The following is a 16,605-nucleotide window of genomic DNA, read 5'->3' on the forward strand; positions in this document are numbered from 1 at the left end:
CGTATATATTCCAGTGATTAGGAAATGGCTAACAACCGCAAAGGGAACCGGCCTGGTGGCCGGTTCCCCCGTCGGCAGCCAGTAAGATAGGCAGACTCACCCAGGGCCCGGCTATCCGTCAGCAGCTAGCCGGCACGAGTACTACTCGCGCCGGCCAGCGTTAAACCGACTTACTGGTTATGTACCAGCTTCATCGACTGCAACACGGTTTTGCCCGTGGCAATCGTCAGCACATAGGTGCCGGCGGCTACTTCGGGGCCGGGCGTCCATTTCTGCTCATACTTACCCACTTTGTGAGCCTTGCCTTCCATCAGCGTGGCCACGCGGCGGCCCGTCAGGTCGCTCACGAACATCGTCAGCGGGGTCTTCGTGGCTACTTCGTAGGTAATTTTGGTAACCTCGTTGAACGGATTTGGATAGTTCTGAGCAGCGGCCACAATCTCCGGCTTCAGGCTGAAACCAGCTGCGCCAAGCTGCGAGGTAATCGTGCTCTGGGCCTTAGTACCGGCCCATGGCAACTGCACGTACGGGAAGCCCGTGCGGAACGTGGTATCGTTTTTCTCGATACCGGTGCGGAAGGCCAGAGCGCCGGCCAAGCCGGGCGAGGCGGCCTCATAGGGCAGGCCAATGGCTGCCAGCACAATGCCACCCACAGCCTGCAGCTCAATGCGGGTAATATCATCCTCTAAACGACGACCATTCGGGAAGCCATCCATGTTCGGGATGGGTTGCAGGGTATTGGTCGTGTTAAAACGAGCATCAGTCAGACCCAACACAGCAGCAGCCAACAGACCTTCCGAGCTGAAGTCAGCCGAATTACGCGGCGTCGTTGGTACGGCCATGTTCAGGCGCAGCATGTCGCCACCTACACCAGCCGCAGCACCTACGTTGTCGATGAGCGGCATGAAGTTGTTGACGAACGGCTTACCGGCAGCCAGAGGCTGACCGGCAGGTTTGATGTTAGCCAGTTGGTAAGGCGGCAAGTTGGGCACACCCGTATGGAAAATGGGCAGAATATCCACCGAGCGGGGCTTGCCCGGGCGCAGCAGGTATTCGGCGAAGCCACCGTTAGCCACTTTGGCGAAGGCCGTGCCGGCAACATCGGCGGGAGCCGCGTTGAGTAGCGCCGAAACGCCGTTTTTGCCGTTGGCGAAGTCAAAAGAGCCCAGCGAATTACGCTGAATGCGCAGCTGGTTGAAACCTGGTACTGCCGTTCCGAAGTAGCCTTCACCCTCGGCCATGTACAGGGCCAGTTCGGGGTTCGAAAGGTAGTCCTCGGTGGTGGCTTGCTCGGTGTAAGGGGTGTCGTAGTTCCAACGGTCCTTAGCGCCGATGGGCACGATAACCTCGTTTGTCAGCGGCATGCCCAAACGCGAAACCTGCACCCAGGTGCCACTGTGGGCCTGCGTGCCATCGGTGGTGTTGATAGTGCGGATGGACTGGCGGCTGGCCGAGGCCCACACACCAATGATGTAGTCACCATCAAGAATATTGGCAGCCTGTGCGCCCGTCTTGCCATCCTTCTGGAGCTTGGCAATCGGAATTTGCAGGGCAATGGTGTGAGTGTTCTTACGGGCTACGCCGTCGCGGGCGTTGGCCGTGCGAATGCCACCCAAATCAAAAATGCCACCCAGATCCACAAAGAACGGGTCATCAACGGGTCCGCAGAACACCTTGATGTCGCCATCTACCGTCTGAATTGCTCCCGTGAAGAGGCTTTCGTAGCTCGGTGCGCCCAAGCCAGCAGCGCCGGTAATGGAACGCGGGCCAATGTTGGGCGGTGGCACCACACCATCGGTTTTAAGGGTCGTGAAAGCGCCGCCGTTTACGCTGCGCTCCATAGTGTAGGTGGCCTTCAGGTTCTCTTTACCCAGCCGGATATTAAAGAACGTAGTCGGATCCTGATTCACCCGCTTAAAGGTGAAGCGGTAGGTGATGTCGTCGGCGTTGGCCTTGCTGCCGTCGTTTTTGACGTGGATTTCGTAGCGCACGTTCTCGCCGAACGTATTGTAGTTGGGGCCACCCTGGGGCAGTTCCAGCGGAATATAATTGACGATAAGGTTGACCATTTCCGCATTGTTGGGGTCGCGGAAGGCATATACGTCAGTGTTGTCGGCCAACGGGTCGTCGGCAATAAGAGGCGCCTCGCGGTGGCTCGATGCTTCGAGCGTAGTCTGCTGGGCAGTCCAAGCCATCAGGCCAGCCACGGTAGCAGCAGCCAGCGCGATAGGCAGAATAGGACGAGTAAGAAATTTGGGCATGATGAAAAGGATAAAAAAATGAAAAAAGAACCGGCCACAGCGACCGGAACAGCGGATAAGACCTCTGGAAAGAGGCCTGAAAGACAAGTGCAACAGGACCAGTAATGGCCTATAGTAAGAGCGTGGTATCCCAGCCAGTTAGGTAGTGGCCGGCAAACAATGGATAAGCGCGGCAATACTGCCCACGAGAAGCGTACGCAACACAGCTGAATAGTGGATTTAAATGATCGTAATTATATACCATTTATTTCTCAAAAACCGTAACCCTAATCCTTGTGCCTGATTATCAGCTCTGCCAATTCCAGTTTTTGTTGTTACTCTGATAAATGCCCTTGACGACTGGCGCGTACTAGTGGCCATTTGGGCTTGGCTCAGGCAACCTGGTAGGGCCGGACTTTTGTTGCGTAATTTTGGCCCTTTCAATGGGGCAGCTGTTGTAGCAGCCAGTCTCATCCGTTTTCCTGCTTTCCGTGCGGCCCCGCCGCCTCGTTGTTCCCTATGGCTAAAGTTGCAATCAACCTTTCTACCGGCAGTATTCAGCAGGAAGAAATTATCGTGGGTATCGACCTGGGCACCACCAACTCGCTGGTCGCCTACATCCACCCCGAAAACCGCCAGCCGCTGGCCATCAACGACCAGGGCCGGGGAACCATCATACCTTCAGTGGTGCATTTCCCGCAGGGCGGCGAGTCGCCGCTGGTAGGCACCGAGGCCAAGGAGTATCTGCTTTCTGACCCGCAAAACACCATTTATTCGGTGAAGCGTCTGCTGGGCAAAAGCTACCACGACCTGGGCCAGCATGCCGGCGGCCTGGGCTATAAGGTGATTGACGATAACTCGGAGGGTCTGGTGAAAATTCGGGTCGGCGACCGGTTCTACTCGCCTATCGAGTTGTCGGCCGAGATACTGAAGGAGTTGCGCACCCGAGCCGAGCACGCCCTAAAAACGCCCGTCAACAAGGCCGTCATTACGGTGCCGGCCTATTTCAACGACTCGCAACGCCAAGCCACCCGCGACGCCGGCCGCCTGGCGGGCCTGGAAGTATTGCGCATTGTGAACGAGCCCACGGCAGCGGCCCTGGCCTACGGCATCGGCCTGAACCCCGACGAGGAAAAAACGGTGGCCGTGTACGACCTGGGCGGTGGCACCTTCGATGTAAGCATTCTGAAGCTGCACCAAGGCATTTTTGAAGTCCTGAGCACCAATGGCGACACCTATTTGGGAGGCGACGACCTCGACCGCGTTGTAGCCGAACACTGGACCACACAACATAGCCTGACAACCCAACTCGAAGGCAACGGTTCGTTGCAGCAGGAGCTGCGGCTACTGGCCGAATCGGCTAAGCGCTACCTAAGCCAGCACGACGACTTTGCCGGCAACCTCGGCGACGAAGTGGTGGTACGCCTCAGCCGCGCCGAGTTCGACGAGTTGGCCCGCCCGCTGGTAGAGCGCACGATTGACTCGTGCCGCCGCGCCTTGAAAGACGCGAGCCTGACCGCTGACCAGCTCGACGCCGTGCTGCTGGTGGGCGGCTCGACCCGGGTGCCGCTGGTACACGAGTCGGTGTCGAAGTTCTTCGGGCAGGAAGCCAACAACTCGCTCAACCCCGACGAAGTGGTGGCGCTGGGTGCGGCCATTCAGGCCGATATTCTGGCCGGCAACCGCCGCGACGTGCTACTGCTCGACGTGACGCCGCTCACGCTGGGCATTGAAACCCTGGGCGGCCTGATGGACCCGATTATCCCGCGCAACTCCAAAATCCCGACCAAGGCCGGCCGCCAGTACACCACCAGTGTGGATGGGCAGGTAAACCTGAAGATTTCGGTGTATCAGGGCGAGCGGGACGTGGTGAAGGAAAACCGCAAGCTGGCCGAGTTCGATTTGCGCGGCATCCCGGCCATGCCTGCCGGTCTGCCCAAAGTCGATGTCAACTTCATCCTCAACGCCGACGGCATCCTGAAAGTTGAGGCCATCGAACTACGTTCCGGCACCCGCCAGGAAGTCGAAATCAAGCCCCAGTATGGCCTCACCGACGAGCAGGTGGAGCAGATGCTGATGGACTCGCTCACCCACGCACGCGAAGACGTGGCCGCCCGCATGGTTATCGAAGCCCGCACCGTAGCCGAGCAGATGCTCTACCAAGTGGAGCGGTTCGTGGCCAAAAACGGCCAGCATCTAACCGTCGAGGAACTCACGCAAACCCAGGCCGGCGTAACGAAGCTGAAAGCCGCTCTGCAGGCCCCGGAAAAGGACGTGATGCTGAAAGCCGTGGACGAGCTGGAAGAACTCACCCGCCCCTTCGCCGAGCGCGTGATGAACATCAGCATCAGCCAAGCAATGGCTGGTAAGAAGATTGAGTAGCTGTTAGGGAGTAGGAAAGAACGTCATTCAGAGCGAAGCGAAGAATCTCGCGTACTAAAGTATTCCTGACAATAGGGGTTTACTTTGGCACACGAGATTCTTCGCTTCGCTCTGAATGATGTTCCTTCACTAACCATTATACTATGCACCGCCTCGCCCAACTTGCTCAGCAGCCCAGCCGCCGGATTATCGGGCTGATGTCGGGTACTTCGCTCGATGGGTTGGATGTGGCCTTGTGCCGCCTGCACGGGCACGGCACGGCCACGCGGCTGGAGCTGGAGCACTTTGCCACAGTGCCATACAATGAGGAGTTCCGGCGGCGAGTGCGGCAGGTATTTGCCCGCGAGCAGGTAAGCCTGGAGTACCTAACGCTGCTCAACCCGTGGATAGGCCAGCAGCACGCCCGCATGGTGCTCGCCTGCCTGCACGAGTGGCAGGTAGCGCCGGCCGAGGTCGATCTGCTAGCCAGCCACGGCCAGACGGTGTACCACGCCCCCGCCCATCAGCACCAGCACCCCGATTTCCCCGGCCTCAACGCCACGCTACAGCTCGGCGACCCCGACCATCTGGCCGTGGGTACCGGCATCATCACCGTGGGCGACTTTCGTCAGAAACACCTAGCGGCCGGAGGCGAAGGCGCGCCATTGGCTACCTACGGCGACTTCCTGTTGCTCAGCAGCCCCGATGAGGAGCGTTTGCTGCTCAACCTAGGCGGCATTGCCAATTTCACCTACCTGCCCCGCACCAACTCCGAGAGCACCCAGACTGCCAGTGCCGCTTTCAGCACCGATACCGGCCCCGCCAACACCCTGCTCGACGCCGTAGTACGCGCCCACTTCCCGCAGCTGGCCTTTGACGAGGACGGCAGGCTGGCCGCCGCCGGCACAGTACACCCGGATTTGCTGGCCGAACTACTCAACCACCCATTCTTTGCAGCGGCATTGCCCAAAACCACCGGCCCCGAGCTGTTCGGCCCGGCCTACCTGGAGGCTGCTCAGGCACGCACTGGCACGCAGGCCCTGCCAGTCGAGAACTTGCTGGCTACGTTGGTGGAGCTAAGCGCAACCGGCGTGGCGCGGGCAGTGCGGCTGGCGTTGGCCGAGCAGCCGGCCCTGGCCGTATACGCCAGCGGCGGGGGCGCCCACACCCCCATGCTGCTGGCCGCACTGCAACGCCATCTGCCCGCCTGTAACTTCGCCAGCACCGCCGCCCTGGGCGTGCCACCCGATGCCAAGGAGGCCATTCTGTTCGCGCTGCTGGCCAACGAGGCCGTAGCCGGCCGGCCCTTCAGTATCGGGGCTGGTCGTCAGCGCGTGCCAGCCATCCGGATGGGCAAAATCTCGCTGCCCGATTAAGGTGAGCTGGTGCTCTGCACCACCCGAAAGCTTTGCACTAAGCGACCTGCGGAGTCCTGGAAGCTGACGTGCAACTGGAAGTGCGGGCGCACAGCCAGCGTGTCGGCGCGGAAGCTGTAGGTGACGAAGGTTTCGGGTACGGCCGTTTCGCGCAGCCGAAAGCCCATCTTGTAGAGGTCGATGGCTGGCCCAAAACGGCGTATCGGGTCCCGTAACTGCCGGATGGACTGCCGGAATTGCTGCGGACTCATTGTAGCCTGGGCAGCGGGAGTAAGGCGGCGGTAAGCCGGCCGCCACTCCTGCCCTACGGCCGCCAGCCAGAACTGCCGCGCCACCTGTACCTGAGAGCTCGTGCGCTGCTGGGCCATCCCTGGCGTGGCCAGTAGCAGGCCTGCAGTCAACAGTGCCGAAGTCAGGATGCCGATTCGCGCTTGCATCAGCCGGGCTGGGTTAGTTCTCCTCTTGGGGCACGAGTACGAATACGTCCTCTCCCGGCCGCTTCATTATGTATTTCTCGCGGGCGAACTTTTCCAGCAGCTCGGGGCTGCTCAGCAGTTCAGCGCGGTCTTTCTTCACCTTGTCAATCTCGCGCAGGTAATATTCCCGGTCGCCCTGTAGCTCCTGCCACTTGGCGTACATGTCGTACTGCCGTACCAAATCGTTGGCATCAAACAGAAACATCCAGACCAGAAACGCCAGTCCGGTCAGGAAATAGAAATTGCGCAGAAAGCGGGGAATGCGGCCGAATAACTCTCCTACTCTCATAATTCACGGGTCGTTCAGATTTCGCCAATGCCGCAGATACCGACGTCAGCATGACAAATATCCGTTATTTCAACCAACTACCCTATCAGGCCAGTTCAGCCATTTGAGGCCTACATATCCACTAAAACCAAAACGGTACCACTCCCCAAGGAGTGATACCGTCTGTTAACAGAACGCAAAAGGCTGCAGAATTACATCTTGCGGCCGGGGAAGTAGGCAATTTCGCCCAGCTCTTCCTCAATGCGTAGCAACTGGTTGTATTTCGACATGCGGTCGGAACGAGAGGCCGAGCCGGTCTTGATCTGGCCGGTGTTGAGGGCCACGGCCAGGTCGGCAATGGTGTTGTCCTCGGTTTCGCCCGAACGGTGGCTCATGATGCTCTTGTAGCCGTGGCGGCGGCCCAGGTTGATAGCGTCAATCGTTTCGGAGAGCGTGCCAATCTGGTTTACTTTGATGAGGATGGAGTTGGCAATCTGCTCATCAATACCGCGCTGCAGGCGGTCAACGTTGGTCACAAATAGGTCGTCGCCCACCAGCTGGGTGGTTTTACCGATGCTGTTGGTCAGGTCCTTCCAGCCGCTCCAGTCGTCCTCGTCCATGCCATCCTCGATGCTGATGATGGGGTACTTCTTGGTCCAGTCGGTCCAGTAGCTCACCATTTCCGACGAGGTCAGCTTGTCGCCAGTGCTCTTCTTGAAGTGGTAGTGACCATCGGAATAGAACTCCGAAGCGGCGGCGTCCATGGCAATCATCACCTCGTCGCCGGGCTTGTAGCCGGCCTTCTCGATGGCCTGCAGTACAATTTTGATAGCGTCTTCGTTGCTCTTGATGTTGGGAGCAAAGCCGCCCTCGTCGCCTACGTTGGTACTGAAACCCTGCTTTTTGAGTACTTCCTTGAGGTGGTGGAAGATTTCGGTGCCCCAGCGTAGTGCCTCCGAGAAGCTCGAAGCGCCCACCGGCATAATCATGAACTCCTGGAAGTCGATGCTGTTGTCGGCGTGCGAGCCACCGTTGAGAATGTTCATCATCGGCACAGGCAGCGTAGTGGCATTCACGCCGCCTACGTAGCGGTACAAAGGCATACCCACCTCGGCGGCGGCAGCACGAGCCACAGCCAGCGACACGCCCAGAATAGCGTTGGCACCCAGGTTGGCCTTATTAGGCGTACCGTCAAGCTCCAGCATAATTTTGTCGAGCAGGCCCTGCTCGAACACCGAAAAGCCCACCAGTTCCTCGGCAATGGTCGTGTTCACATTCTCCACTGCCCGCAGTACACCTTTGCCCATGTACATAGCCTTGTCGTTGTCGCGCAGCTCCACGGCTTCGTGCTTACCGGTGCTGGCACCACTGGGTACGGCAGCGCGGCCTACGGTGCCGCTGTCGGTGGTTACATCTACTTCCACGGTCGGATTACCGCGTGAATCGAATATCTGGCGCGCGTGGATTTCGGTGATAATGCTCATGAGCGAAAGGGGTTGATGAAACAGATTACGAATTAACCAACAGCTTTACGGCCGCGGGCCCGCAAGGTAAATAGGTTCTTCGACGTTTCGGCCCTCACTGTAGCGCCCCTACCCTTCCAACCAGCGCCGAAACTCGGGCGTTTGGGCCGCACTGGTCATCAACGAAACCGCACCAGCCCGCAGCTTCACTACCAGCCGGTTGTTGAAATAGGGCTCCACACGTTCCACAAACGCCACGTTCACCAGCTCCGAGCGGTTGAGCCGTCCGAACCGAGTCGGGTCGAGCTGGGCTTCCAACTCCGTGAGCGTTCCGGTAAGCGGGTGGCGCACGCCGGCCCCATCCACGGCAAACACCACGCCCTCGTCGGCCTGCAGGTAGGCCACATCATCGGTTTGCAGCACATATAGGCCGTTGCGCACCCGCACCGACAGCCGCTGCCGGTACCGGGGCTGGCTTCCCTGGCGTAAGGCCGCACTCAGCTCCTGCACCAACGCCGGACTCAGACCAGCCGGCGGCGCCGGATCAGAAGCGGCGAAGTTGCGGCGTAGTAGCTGATACTTGGTCAGGGCTTCCTCGAACTGCTCGTAGGTAAACGGCTTGAGCAGATAAGCAATGCCGTTGCCCCGGAAGGCGGGCAGCAGGAACTGGTCGTAGGCCGTGGTAAAAATGATGGGGCAGGTGACCTGAAACCGCTCGTATAGGGCGAATACATTGCCATCGAGCAGCTCGATATCGGACAGAATCAAGTCCGGCATGGGGTTACCCTGAAGCCAGGCCAGGGCTTTTTCAATGCTCCGCAGCACCGTCAGGTCCGCTTCGTTCAGCCCTGCCCGAATAGCAAACGCCACCACCTGTTGGGCAGCCAGTGCCTCATCTTCCAGAATCAGAATGTGCATACAAACAGCAAAAGCAGACGACAGGGTGTTATCCGAAATTATGTGAGGACGGGGTTTGTGCCCTCTCACCATTGACCGACACAAAACGAACATCAGCGGGCACCCTGACCGGCGACTGGATCAGCACGGGCACCGTCACGGCAAACGTAGCGGCCGTGTTCACTACCCGGATTTCCTGGTCGAACAGCAGCCGGTACCGCTCCCGTAGGTTTGCCAGCCCGGTCCCAGTCGAGTCGACGGCCGTCAGCTTGGGACGGCGCGGGTGGCGCACCGTCAGGCTATCCGCCGTGGCCGTAATTTCGATTACCAGCGGATCGTCTTCGTTGCCGGCGTTATGCTTGATGGCGTTTTCGAGCAGTTGCTGCAGCGTACCCGGCACCACCAGCCGCTGGTCCCAGGCGGAGCCGGGTAGCAGTTCCAGCCGAAACTCATAGGCCGTGCCGAAGCGGTGCCGAAGCAGATAGATGTATTCCTCCGCGAAGCGCAGCTCCTCGCTCACAGTCACAAAGTCCTCGTTCTGGTTCCGCACCAGCAGCCGGTAAAGGCCGGCGAACCGGTTGAGGTACTCGTTGGCTTCGGCAGGGTCCTGCTGAATGAGGCCGCGCAGCACGTTGAGGTTGTTGAACAGGAAGTGCGGATCGAGTTGGGCCTTGAGGTTACGCAGCTCGCTTTGGGTCTGGGCCTGCTGGGTTTGCAGCAGTCGCTTCTGCACATCGAAATAGCGCTTGCCCGCCATCAGCACGCCCAGCAGACCGTAGCTTTGAGTATGCCGCATGATGGTGTAAAGCATTAAAGTGGGGGTCCATTGCAATGGTTTGTCGTCGAGCAGTACCCAGTAGCCCAACCAGTACAGATGTGCATCGATTGCTATGAACATCACCAAGGCCCCCAACACCACCCAGGGGCTACTGCGGGACAGTGCCAGGGGCAGCAATCCGAACACCAGCACGTACACGGCCAACGTGTCGAGCCCCACGGTATACAGAATGGTAGTCGTAGCCCGTCCCAGCCCGAAATCCTGTAGGTAACTGTAGAAAATGATGGGCGCGGCCAGCAGCCAATAGACTAGTACCAGCAGTAAGTCGGAGCGGCCGGGGCGTTGGATTAGCATCAATGAAGCCAAATTAGCAGCAGGGAGGGTCTGCTGCAACGTGGCGAAAGATGCCACTATTTCACTGCAATCTAGCTGCCCGGCAGAAGTAGCCCTCATGGCTGCAAAGGCTCTACTGCCTTCGAGTCGCGCACCAGCAGTAGGTATTGCACGTAGGCGCTGGCTGGTAGCTTGGGGTTGAATTGAATTTGCTGACCAAGCGGAATTCCCGGCGCATAACGAACCGCAATGGGCTGACGCGCGGTAGCCGCACCAACTGCATCGAGCCGGAATAGGGTGGTGCTACCGGGCTTGCTCCGCTGCTTCAGTTCCTCCACCCCAGTCAGTACCGTCAGCGGGCCGTCGTGGTTGAACTTAGTGGTGCGGGTGTAAGCGTGGCCTGCATCCTGCCAGGTGGGCGGCAGGCTTGCAGTAGGGTATAGCATCTGGCAATTGCTGAACATAGCCAGCAGCGATACTACCTTATCGTGCAAAGGCAGCGTACTTTCCCTGATCATTCCGGCCAACAGCCGCGTGTTGCCCTGAACCGGGCTTTGCAACACGTGAGCCAGCCCCCACAGGCCATACATCTTCTCGTTTCCCAGTTGCTTGATTTTGTACAGATTTTCAAAATTGGCGAACAGAATGACCTCGCGCCCCAGCCCAGCTGGCCGATATCCAAGATTGTGGAGTAGGTGTTTCACGTCGTTATAAGCCTCGCCCAGGGTGGCAGGTCGTTGCTGCCGGGCCTGCCGCAACACTTCGGCGGTACGGCTTGCCAATGCTCCCAGTAGTTTCGGGTCAGCATCATTCCGCAACAGCCGGGCCACTGAATCCAGCCGGTTACGCAAGTCTGGCCGCAAACGCCTTCCCCGCAGCCGGGCCATCAGGTAATCGGCCGCTAACGGCTGGTCCTGCAATCCATCCAGTCCAATGAAATGGATGCGGCGGGCAGCAGGTAGGGTCTGGTTCCATTCGCGGATACGCTGAAACTTGCGATACAGATCGGCGTTGCCCCATTGCTCAGTACCGGCTACCCAACTCCGGAACACCAGCCGTAGGGTGCCGTCGTGGCCAGTACGCAGATACTCGTTGAGGAAGTAGGCTTTGCTGCAATCCACTTCGGCCACGTAGGTGCGCACCCCAGCACGGGCGTTCAGGTGCTTCAGCAGGGCGAAATCCACCTCCTGTATCCGTTCTACTCCGTGTGCTTCTCCCAAAAGGAAAAGCTGATTGGCGTAGAACGCATCATCAAACAGTGTAAACGCCGAATCGGAAGCGGACGACCAGTTGGCTTGCGGCACACCCGCAAATAAAGCTGAAGCTGGTACAGCTGAGTCAGCGAGAGGCAGTACCTGGGCATTGGTTGCAGAAAGTGGCAGCAAGACAGCCACAGCGAATAGTAGACGGAGCAGAATAAGTTTCATGCGACAAGGATGGATGTGAATGTTGCTTAAAGCACGCTCTACCCTCCGGCTTGGCCTACCCAAATCTGTCGAATCAACTGAAAATTCGTTTCAACCCAAGTAAAAACCTCCTGAATAACTTCACAAAAAAAGGCCCGCCAAATGGCGGGCCTTCTCAAATTTGGCAAACAGGGCTGATTACTCAGCCGCCTTCTCCTCACGGGTTTCGCCATCCTTCAGCGTCTCCGTGTCGGTGTCCTCGGGGGCCGAAACCTCCGTGGTAGCAGCCTTTGCCTTCTTGGCAGGCTTAGCTTCCGCTACTACTTCAGCCGACGAATCGCCTTCGGTAGTGGTAGCATCAGCCTTCTTACCACCGCGACGCGAACGACGGGTAGTAGCCTTGGCTTCGCCGGCGTTTTTAGCCTCCAGCATCGTGTCGTTGAAGTCAACCAACTCGATAACGCACATCTCCGAGTTGTCACCGAGGCGGTTCTGGCTCAGCTTGATGATGCGGGTGTAGCCACCTGGACGGCCGGCAATTTTAGCCGCAACATTGTCAAACAGCTCCTTTAGCACCTCCTTCTGGCCCAGGCTCGAGAAAACGAGGCGACGCGAGTGCGTCGTGTCGTTCTTGGCTTTGGTCAGCAGGGGCTCCACGTACTGGCGCAGGGCCTTAGCCTTAGCTACCGTAGTCGTGATGCGCTTGTGCAGGATGAGCGAGTTAGCCATGTTGGCCAGCATCGCGTGGCGATGCGAGGTGGTGCGGCCGAGATGGTTGAAAGATTTACCGTGACGCATAAAAAAAGAAAAATTGTACGCTTGCGGGCAACGACCACGGCGGAAAGCGCCTTACGGCTGCCTTCTCATTAGAACCGCTACCCCGGGGGCGCACTATGAGAAAAGTGAAAAAGTCTGCAAATGTACGCAATAGTCAGACACAAAAAATGTGCTGCCGTGAATTGCGCCGAAGCACCGGTTTCACTGACAGCACATTCCTGCGCTTACTATCTATTCTTCGTCGAGCTTGTACTTGCCCAGGTCCATCCCGAAGGTCAGGCCCTTTTCCTCCACGAGGTTTTCCAGCTCCGTGAGCGACTTCTTACCGAAGTTGCGGAACTTCATCATGTCGGCCATATCAAGCTGCACCAAGTCGCCGAGGCTCTTAATGTCGGCGGCCTTGAGGCAGTTGTAGGCACGCACGCTCAGGTCCATGTCGGCCAGCGGCGTCTTCAGCACCTTGCGCATGTGCAGCGTCTCCTCGTCCACAATTTCCTCTTCCTCGGCTTTCACCGTCTCGAAGGTCATGGTGCTGTCAGAGAACAGCATGAAGTGCTGAATCAGGATGTTGGCGGCACCTTTTAGCGCCTCCTCCGGATGAATAGAACCATCGGTGTGAATCTCGATAAGGAGCTTCTCATAATCGGTCTTCTGCTCCACGCGGGTATTTTCCACGCTGTACTTCACGTTCTTGATAGGCGTGAAAATGGCGTCGATGGCAATCTGACCGAAAACCTGGTCCAGAGGCTTGTTTTCCTCAGCGGGTACATAACCGCGGCCTTTCTGAATCGTGAACTCAAACTCGAGTTCCGTTCCAGGGTCAACGTGACAAACGATCAGGTCGGTGTTCAGTACCTGGAAGCCGTTGGTGAAGTTGTTGATGTCTCCAGCCTTGAATGAATCCTGGCCTTTGATGCGAACCGTGATTTTATCCTCAATAGCATCGCTCACCTTCTTAAAGCGAATCTGCTTCAGGTTGAGGATGATTTCGGACATGTCTTCCAGCACGCCTTCGATGGTCATGAACTCGTGCAGCACGCTGTTGGTGCGCACCGAGGTGATGGCGTAGCCCTCCAGCGACGACAGCAGGATGCGGCGCAGTGCGTTGCCGATCGTGACGCCGTAGCCTTTCTCAAGCGGTTTGAATTCAAACGTGCCGTAGAAGTCGTCGGATTTCTCCATCACCACTTTCTCCGGCATTTGAAAAGCTAAGATTGACATAAGTGGGGCGGTTGGTTAAAATTGAGTAAAAGGTATCAGGTAAAAGGATGCGTTTGCAGTGCCTATTACCCAATACCTAATACCTGAATTCAATAAAAAAGCAGCGAAGGCAACGAGCGGCCCGGGCGTCCGGGCCGCTTCGTTTATTACTTCGAGTACAGTTCGACGATGAGCTGCTCCGTGATGTTCTCCGGAATCAACTCGCGCGAAGGAGCATTGAGGAACTTGCCCACCATGTCCTTGCCGTCCCACTCCAGCCATGCGTAAGCACGGGCATTGCGGGCGCTCAGGCTCGTAGTGATGGCCTCCAGCGACTTCGACTTCTCGCGAACAGCAACGATGTCGCCAGCACGCATTTTGTACGAAGCGATGTTCACAATCTCACCATTAACGGTGATATGCTTGTGCAACACCAGCTGACGAGCGGCGCGACGCGTAGGGGCAATGCCCAAACGATACACCGTGTTGTCGAGGCGCGACTCCAGCGCAGCCAGCAGGTTGTCGCCGGTGATACCGGGAGCAGCCGCAGCCTTGTGGAACAGGTTCTCAAACTGCTTCTCGAGCATGCCGTACATGTACTTCACTTTCTGCTTCTCCATCAGCTGGATAGCGTACTCGCTTTGCTTCTTACGACGACCACGGCCGTGCTGGCCAGGAGGATATGCTTTCTTGGTGAGTGCCTTGCTTGGGCCGAAAATCGGCTCATTGAAGCGACGGGCAATCTTGGTTTTAGGACCAGTATAACGTGCCATTTCGGATTTGTTGGGGGTTGAAGGGGGCGCGGCCGAAGCCAGCGTGGTGCAAACTAAACGCGACGGCGCTTAGGAGGGCGGCAGCCATTATGGGGAAGCGGCGTTACGTCCTTGATGGTCGTCACCTCGATGCCCACATTACCCAGCGTCCGGATAGCCGACTCGCGGCCCGCACCCGGACCCTTCACGAACACCTCTGCCTTGCGCATGCCTAGGTCATGGGCAACTTTACCGGCATCCGACATCGCCATTTGGGCGGCGTAGGGAGTGTTCTTCTTCGAACCCCGGAATCCCATCTTACCAGCCGAAGCCCAGGAAATAACCTGGCCATTGTTGTTGGTGATGGAGATGATGATGTTGTTGAAAGAGGCCTTAATGTGGACCTGCCCTACGGGCTCAACAACGACAACGCGCTTCTTGGCTTTGTCTTTTCTTTTCTGTGCCATTTGGTTATCGCAAAAATTACTGCGGAAGGTGTTAGGCTGAAAGCTTTTCGCAACCCATCGGCCTGATTCCCGCTACAGATTATTTAGTAGCTTTTTTCTTACCAGCAACCGTCTTGCGCTTGCCCTTACGGGTACGCGAGTTGTTCTTGGTGCGCTGACCGCGAACGGGCAGACCTTTACGGTGACGCAGACCACGGTAGCAACCGATGTCCATGAGCCGCTTGATGTTGAGTTGCACTTCCGAACGCAGAACGCCTTCAGTCTTGTAAGTGCTGGCGATGATGCTACGGATTTCGCCGGCTTCCTCTTCCGTCCAGTCCTTCACTTTCTTGTTCAGGTCTACACCTGCCTTCGAAAGGATTTGCTGAGCCGAAGCTTTGCCAATACCGAAAATGTAGGTCAGCGAGATTTCGCCGCGCTTGTTGTCTGGGATGTCTACCCCTGCAATACGAGCCATGTGATGAGTTTGGGTTGTTGGCGGATTAGGGTCCTGGGGTTCCGCTGCTGGTTAGCTCCGGCTGTCGGAACACACAGCAAGCTGCCATGCTCCAAAGACCCCAATTTCCAATAATTATCCCTGACGCTGCTTGAAGCGGGGGTTCTTTTTGTTGATTACGTAGAGCTTACCATTGCGACGAATAATCTTGCAATCGACGCTACGCTTCTTGATGGACGTTTTTACTTTCATGGTAGTGAGTGGTTAGGGTCTGAGGTTCGGAGGGTCTGAGTTTGCTAGGGAAGCCGAACAACCTGGTTGAACTTCAACCCTGTTCCCCGGACCCCAAGTACCCCATACCCTTACTTATAACGGTACACGATACGCCCCTTCGACAAATCGTAGGGCGACATTTCGAGTTTCACCTTATCTCCCGGCAGAATTTTAATGTAGTGCATCCGCATCTTGCCCGAAATATGGGCAATCAGCTGGTGCCCGTTTTCCAGCTCCACACGGAACATGGCGTTGGATAAGGCTTCCAGGATGGTACCGTCCTGCTCAATGGAAGTTTGTTTGGCCATATGGCTACTATAAGGTTTTTGCTTGTAAGGCTTTTTCTATGTAATCAAAGGAAGTCAGAATTTCTGCCTTGTCTTTGCGAACAACTATGGTGTGCTCAAAGTGCGCCGAGGGTTTAAAATCCTTGGTGCGGATAGTCCAGCCATCCTTTTCCTGCACTACGCTTTTCGTACCTAAGTTCACCATCGGCTCAATAGCCAACGTGAGTCCGGTTTGCAACTTTAGTCCCGAACCGCGTTTACCGTAGTTAGGTACTTCAGGCCTTTCGTGCAGTTTTTGGCCGATACCGTGACCTACCAGTTCCCGCACCACACCGTAACCCCGCTTCTCCACGTAATTCTGGATAGCGTAGCTCACGTCGCCGAGGCGGTTACCAGCCACAGCCTGCTCGATACCGAGATAAAGCGACTTTTTGGTTTCGTCGAGCAACGTCAAAACTTCCGGTGCTACCTCCCCTATTGCGTGAGTGTAGGCGCTGTCAGAAAAATAGCCGTTAAGCTCAACTCCACCATCAACCGAAACAATATCGCCGCTTTTCAATACGTAGTCGCTCGGCAAACCGTGTACTACTACTGAATTAAGTGAGATACAGAGGCTGTATTCGAAGCCGTTATAGCCTTTGAATGCAGGAGATCCACCATTATCGCGAATGAATTCCTCGGCACGCTTATCCAGCGCCCGGGTGGTAACTCCTTCCCCGATCATTTTGGCCACTTCGCCATGAGCTTGGGCCAGCACTTTCGCGCTGGCCTTCATCAAGTCGATTTCCTCTTCGGTTTTGTAAAAAATCATTTTT

17 protein-coding genes are annotated in these 16,605 nt (G+C 57.1%); 2 read left to right on the top strand and 15 right to left on the bottom strand.

Annotated elements, in window-relative coordinates; translation table 11 throughout:
* Positions 1–170: 170 nt before the first annotated feature.
* Complete coding sequence (locus tag HW556_RS02485) at positions 171–2,261, bottom strand: DUF4331 family protein (protein WP_176897668.1); 2,091 nt, start codon at positions 2,259–2,261, stop codon at positions 171–173.
* Positions 2,262–2,759: 498 nt separating this feature from the next.
* Between HW556_RS02485 and hscA the strand changes: the two genes are divergently transcribed.
* The gene (hscA, locus tag HW556_RS02490) at positions 2,760–4,622 is read left to right on the top strand and encodes a Fe-S protein assembly chaperone HscA (RefSeq protein WP_176897670.1); all 1,863 of its coding nucleotides are present in this window, start codon (positions 2,760–2,762) and stop codon (positions 4,620–4,622) included.
* Positions 4,623–4,765: 143 nt separating this feature from the next.
* Entirely contained in the window at positions 4,766–5,977 is a 1,212-nt protein-coding gene (locus tag HW556_RS02495) for an anhydro-N-acetylmuramic acid kinase (RefSeq protein ID WP_176897672.1), read from the top strand.
* Here HW556_RS02495 and HW556_RS02500 read toward each other — a convergent pair.
* From HW556_RS02500 to map, 14 genes are all read right to left on the bottom strand, one after another.
* On the bottom strand, positions 5,974–6,414 hold the full coding sequence (locus tag HW556_RS02500; protein WP_176897674.1) for a hypothetical protein: 441 nt from the start codon (positions 6,412–6,414) through the stop codon (positions 5,974–5,976). The genes HW556_RS02495 and HW556_RS02500 overlap by 4 nt on opposite strands.
* Positions 6,415–6,427: 13 nt before the next feature.
* A complete protein-coding gene (locus tag HW556_RS02505) occupies positions 6,428–6,742 on the bottom strand; it encodes an FtsB family cell division protein (RefSeq protein WP_176897676.1) in 315 nt (104 codons plus the stop codon).
* A gap of 191 nt (positions 6,743–6,933) precedes the next feature.
* Entirely contained in the window at positions 6,934–8,205 is a 1,272-nt protein-coding gene (eno, locus tag HW556_RS02510; protein ID WP_176897678.1) for a phosphopyruvate hydratase, read from the bottom strand.
* Positions 8,206–8,313: 108 nt separating this feature from the next.
* Positions 8,314–9,102, bottom strand: coding sequence for a LytR/AlgR family response regulator transcription factor (locus HW556_RS02515; protein WP_176897679.1), 789 nt, complete (start codon positions 9,100–9,102; stop codon positions 8,314–8,316).
* Between the two features lie 28 nt (positions 9,103–9,130).
* Entirely contained in the window at positions 9,131–10,213 is a 1,083-nt protein-coding gene (locus tag HW556_RS02520; RefSeq protein ID WP_176897681.1) for a sensor histidine kinase, read from the bottom strand.
* A 95-nt stretch (positions 10,214–10,308) separates the two neighbouring features.
* Entirely contained in the window at positions 10,309–11,496 is a 1,188-nt protein-coding gene (locus tag HW556_RS02525; protein WP_176897683.1) for an erythromycin esterase family protein, read from the bottom strand.
* Between the two features lie 300 nt (positions 11,497–11,796).
* Entirely contained in the window at positions 11,797–12,396 is a 600-nt protein-coding gene (rplQ, locus tag HW556_RS02530) for a 50S ribosomal protein L17 (protein ID WP_176897685.1), read from the bottom strand.
* A gap of 210 nt (positions 12,397–12,606) precedes the next feature.
* On the bottom strand, positions 12,607–13,596 hold the full coding sequence (locus HW556_RS02535) for a DNA-directed RNA polymerase subunit alpha (RefSeq protein WP_176897688.1): 990 nt from the start codon (positions 13,594–13,596) through the stop codon (positions 12,607–12,609).
* A gap of 146 nt (positions 13,597–13,742) precedes the next feature.
* Entirely contained in the window at positions 13,743–14,348 is a 606-nt protein-coding gene (rpsD, locus tag HW556_RS02540; protein ID WP_176897690.1) for a 30S ribosomal protein S4, read from the bottom strand.
* 53 nt (positions 14,349–14,401) lie between these two features.
* Entirely contained in the window at positions 14,402–14,794 is a 393-nt protein-coding gene (rpsK, locus tag HW556_RS02545; protein WP_019946149.1) for a 30S ribosomal protein S11, read from the bottom strand.
* Between the two features lie 79 nt (positions 14,795–14,873).
* Complete coding sequence (rpsM, locus tag HW556_RS02550) at positions 14,874–15,251, bottom strand: 30S ribosomal protein S13 (RefSeq protein WP_019946150.1); 378 nt, start codon at positions 15,249–15,251, stop codon at positions 14,874–14,876.
* A 114-nt stretch (positions 15,252–15,365) separates the two neighbouring features.
* On the bottom strand, positions 15,366–15,482 hold the full coding sequence (gene rpmJ / locus HW556_RS02555; protein WP_176897692.1) for a 50S ribosomal protein L36: 117 nt from the start codon (positions 15,480–15,482) through the stop codon (positions 15,366–15,368).
* 110 nt (positions 15,483–15,592) lie between these two features.
* On the bottom strand, positions 15,593–15,811 hold the full coding sequence (gene infA / locus HW556_RS02560; RefSeq protein WP_019946152.1) for a translation initiation factor IF-1: 219 nt from the start codon (positions 15,809–15,811) through the stop codon (positions 15,593–15,595).
* Between the two features lie 7 nt (positions 15,812–15,818).
* Positions 15,819–16,601 carry a type I methionyl aminopeptidase gene (gene map / locus HW556_RS02565; RefSeq protein WP_176897694.1) on the bottom strand — a complete coding sequence of 261 codons (783 nt, stop codon included), beginning with the start codon at positions 16,599–16,601 and terminating at the stop codon, positions 15,819–15,821.
* Positions 16,602–16,605: the final 4 nt, after the last annotated feature.

This window comes from Hymenobacter terrestris (genome assembly GCF_013377905.1).
Taxonomy (GTDB): domain Bacteria; phylum Bacteroidota; class Bacteroidia; order Cytophagales; family Hymenobacteraceae; genus Hymenobacter; species Hymenobacter terrestris.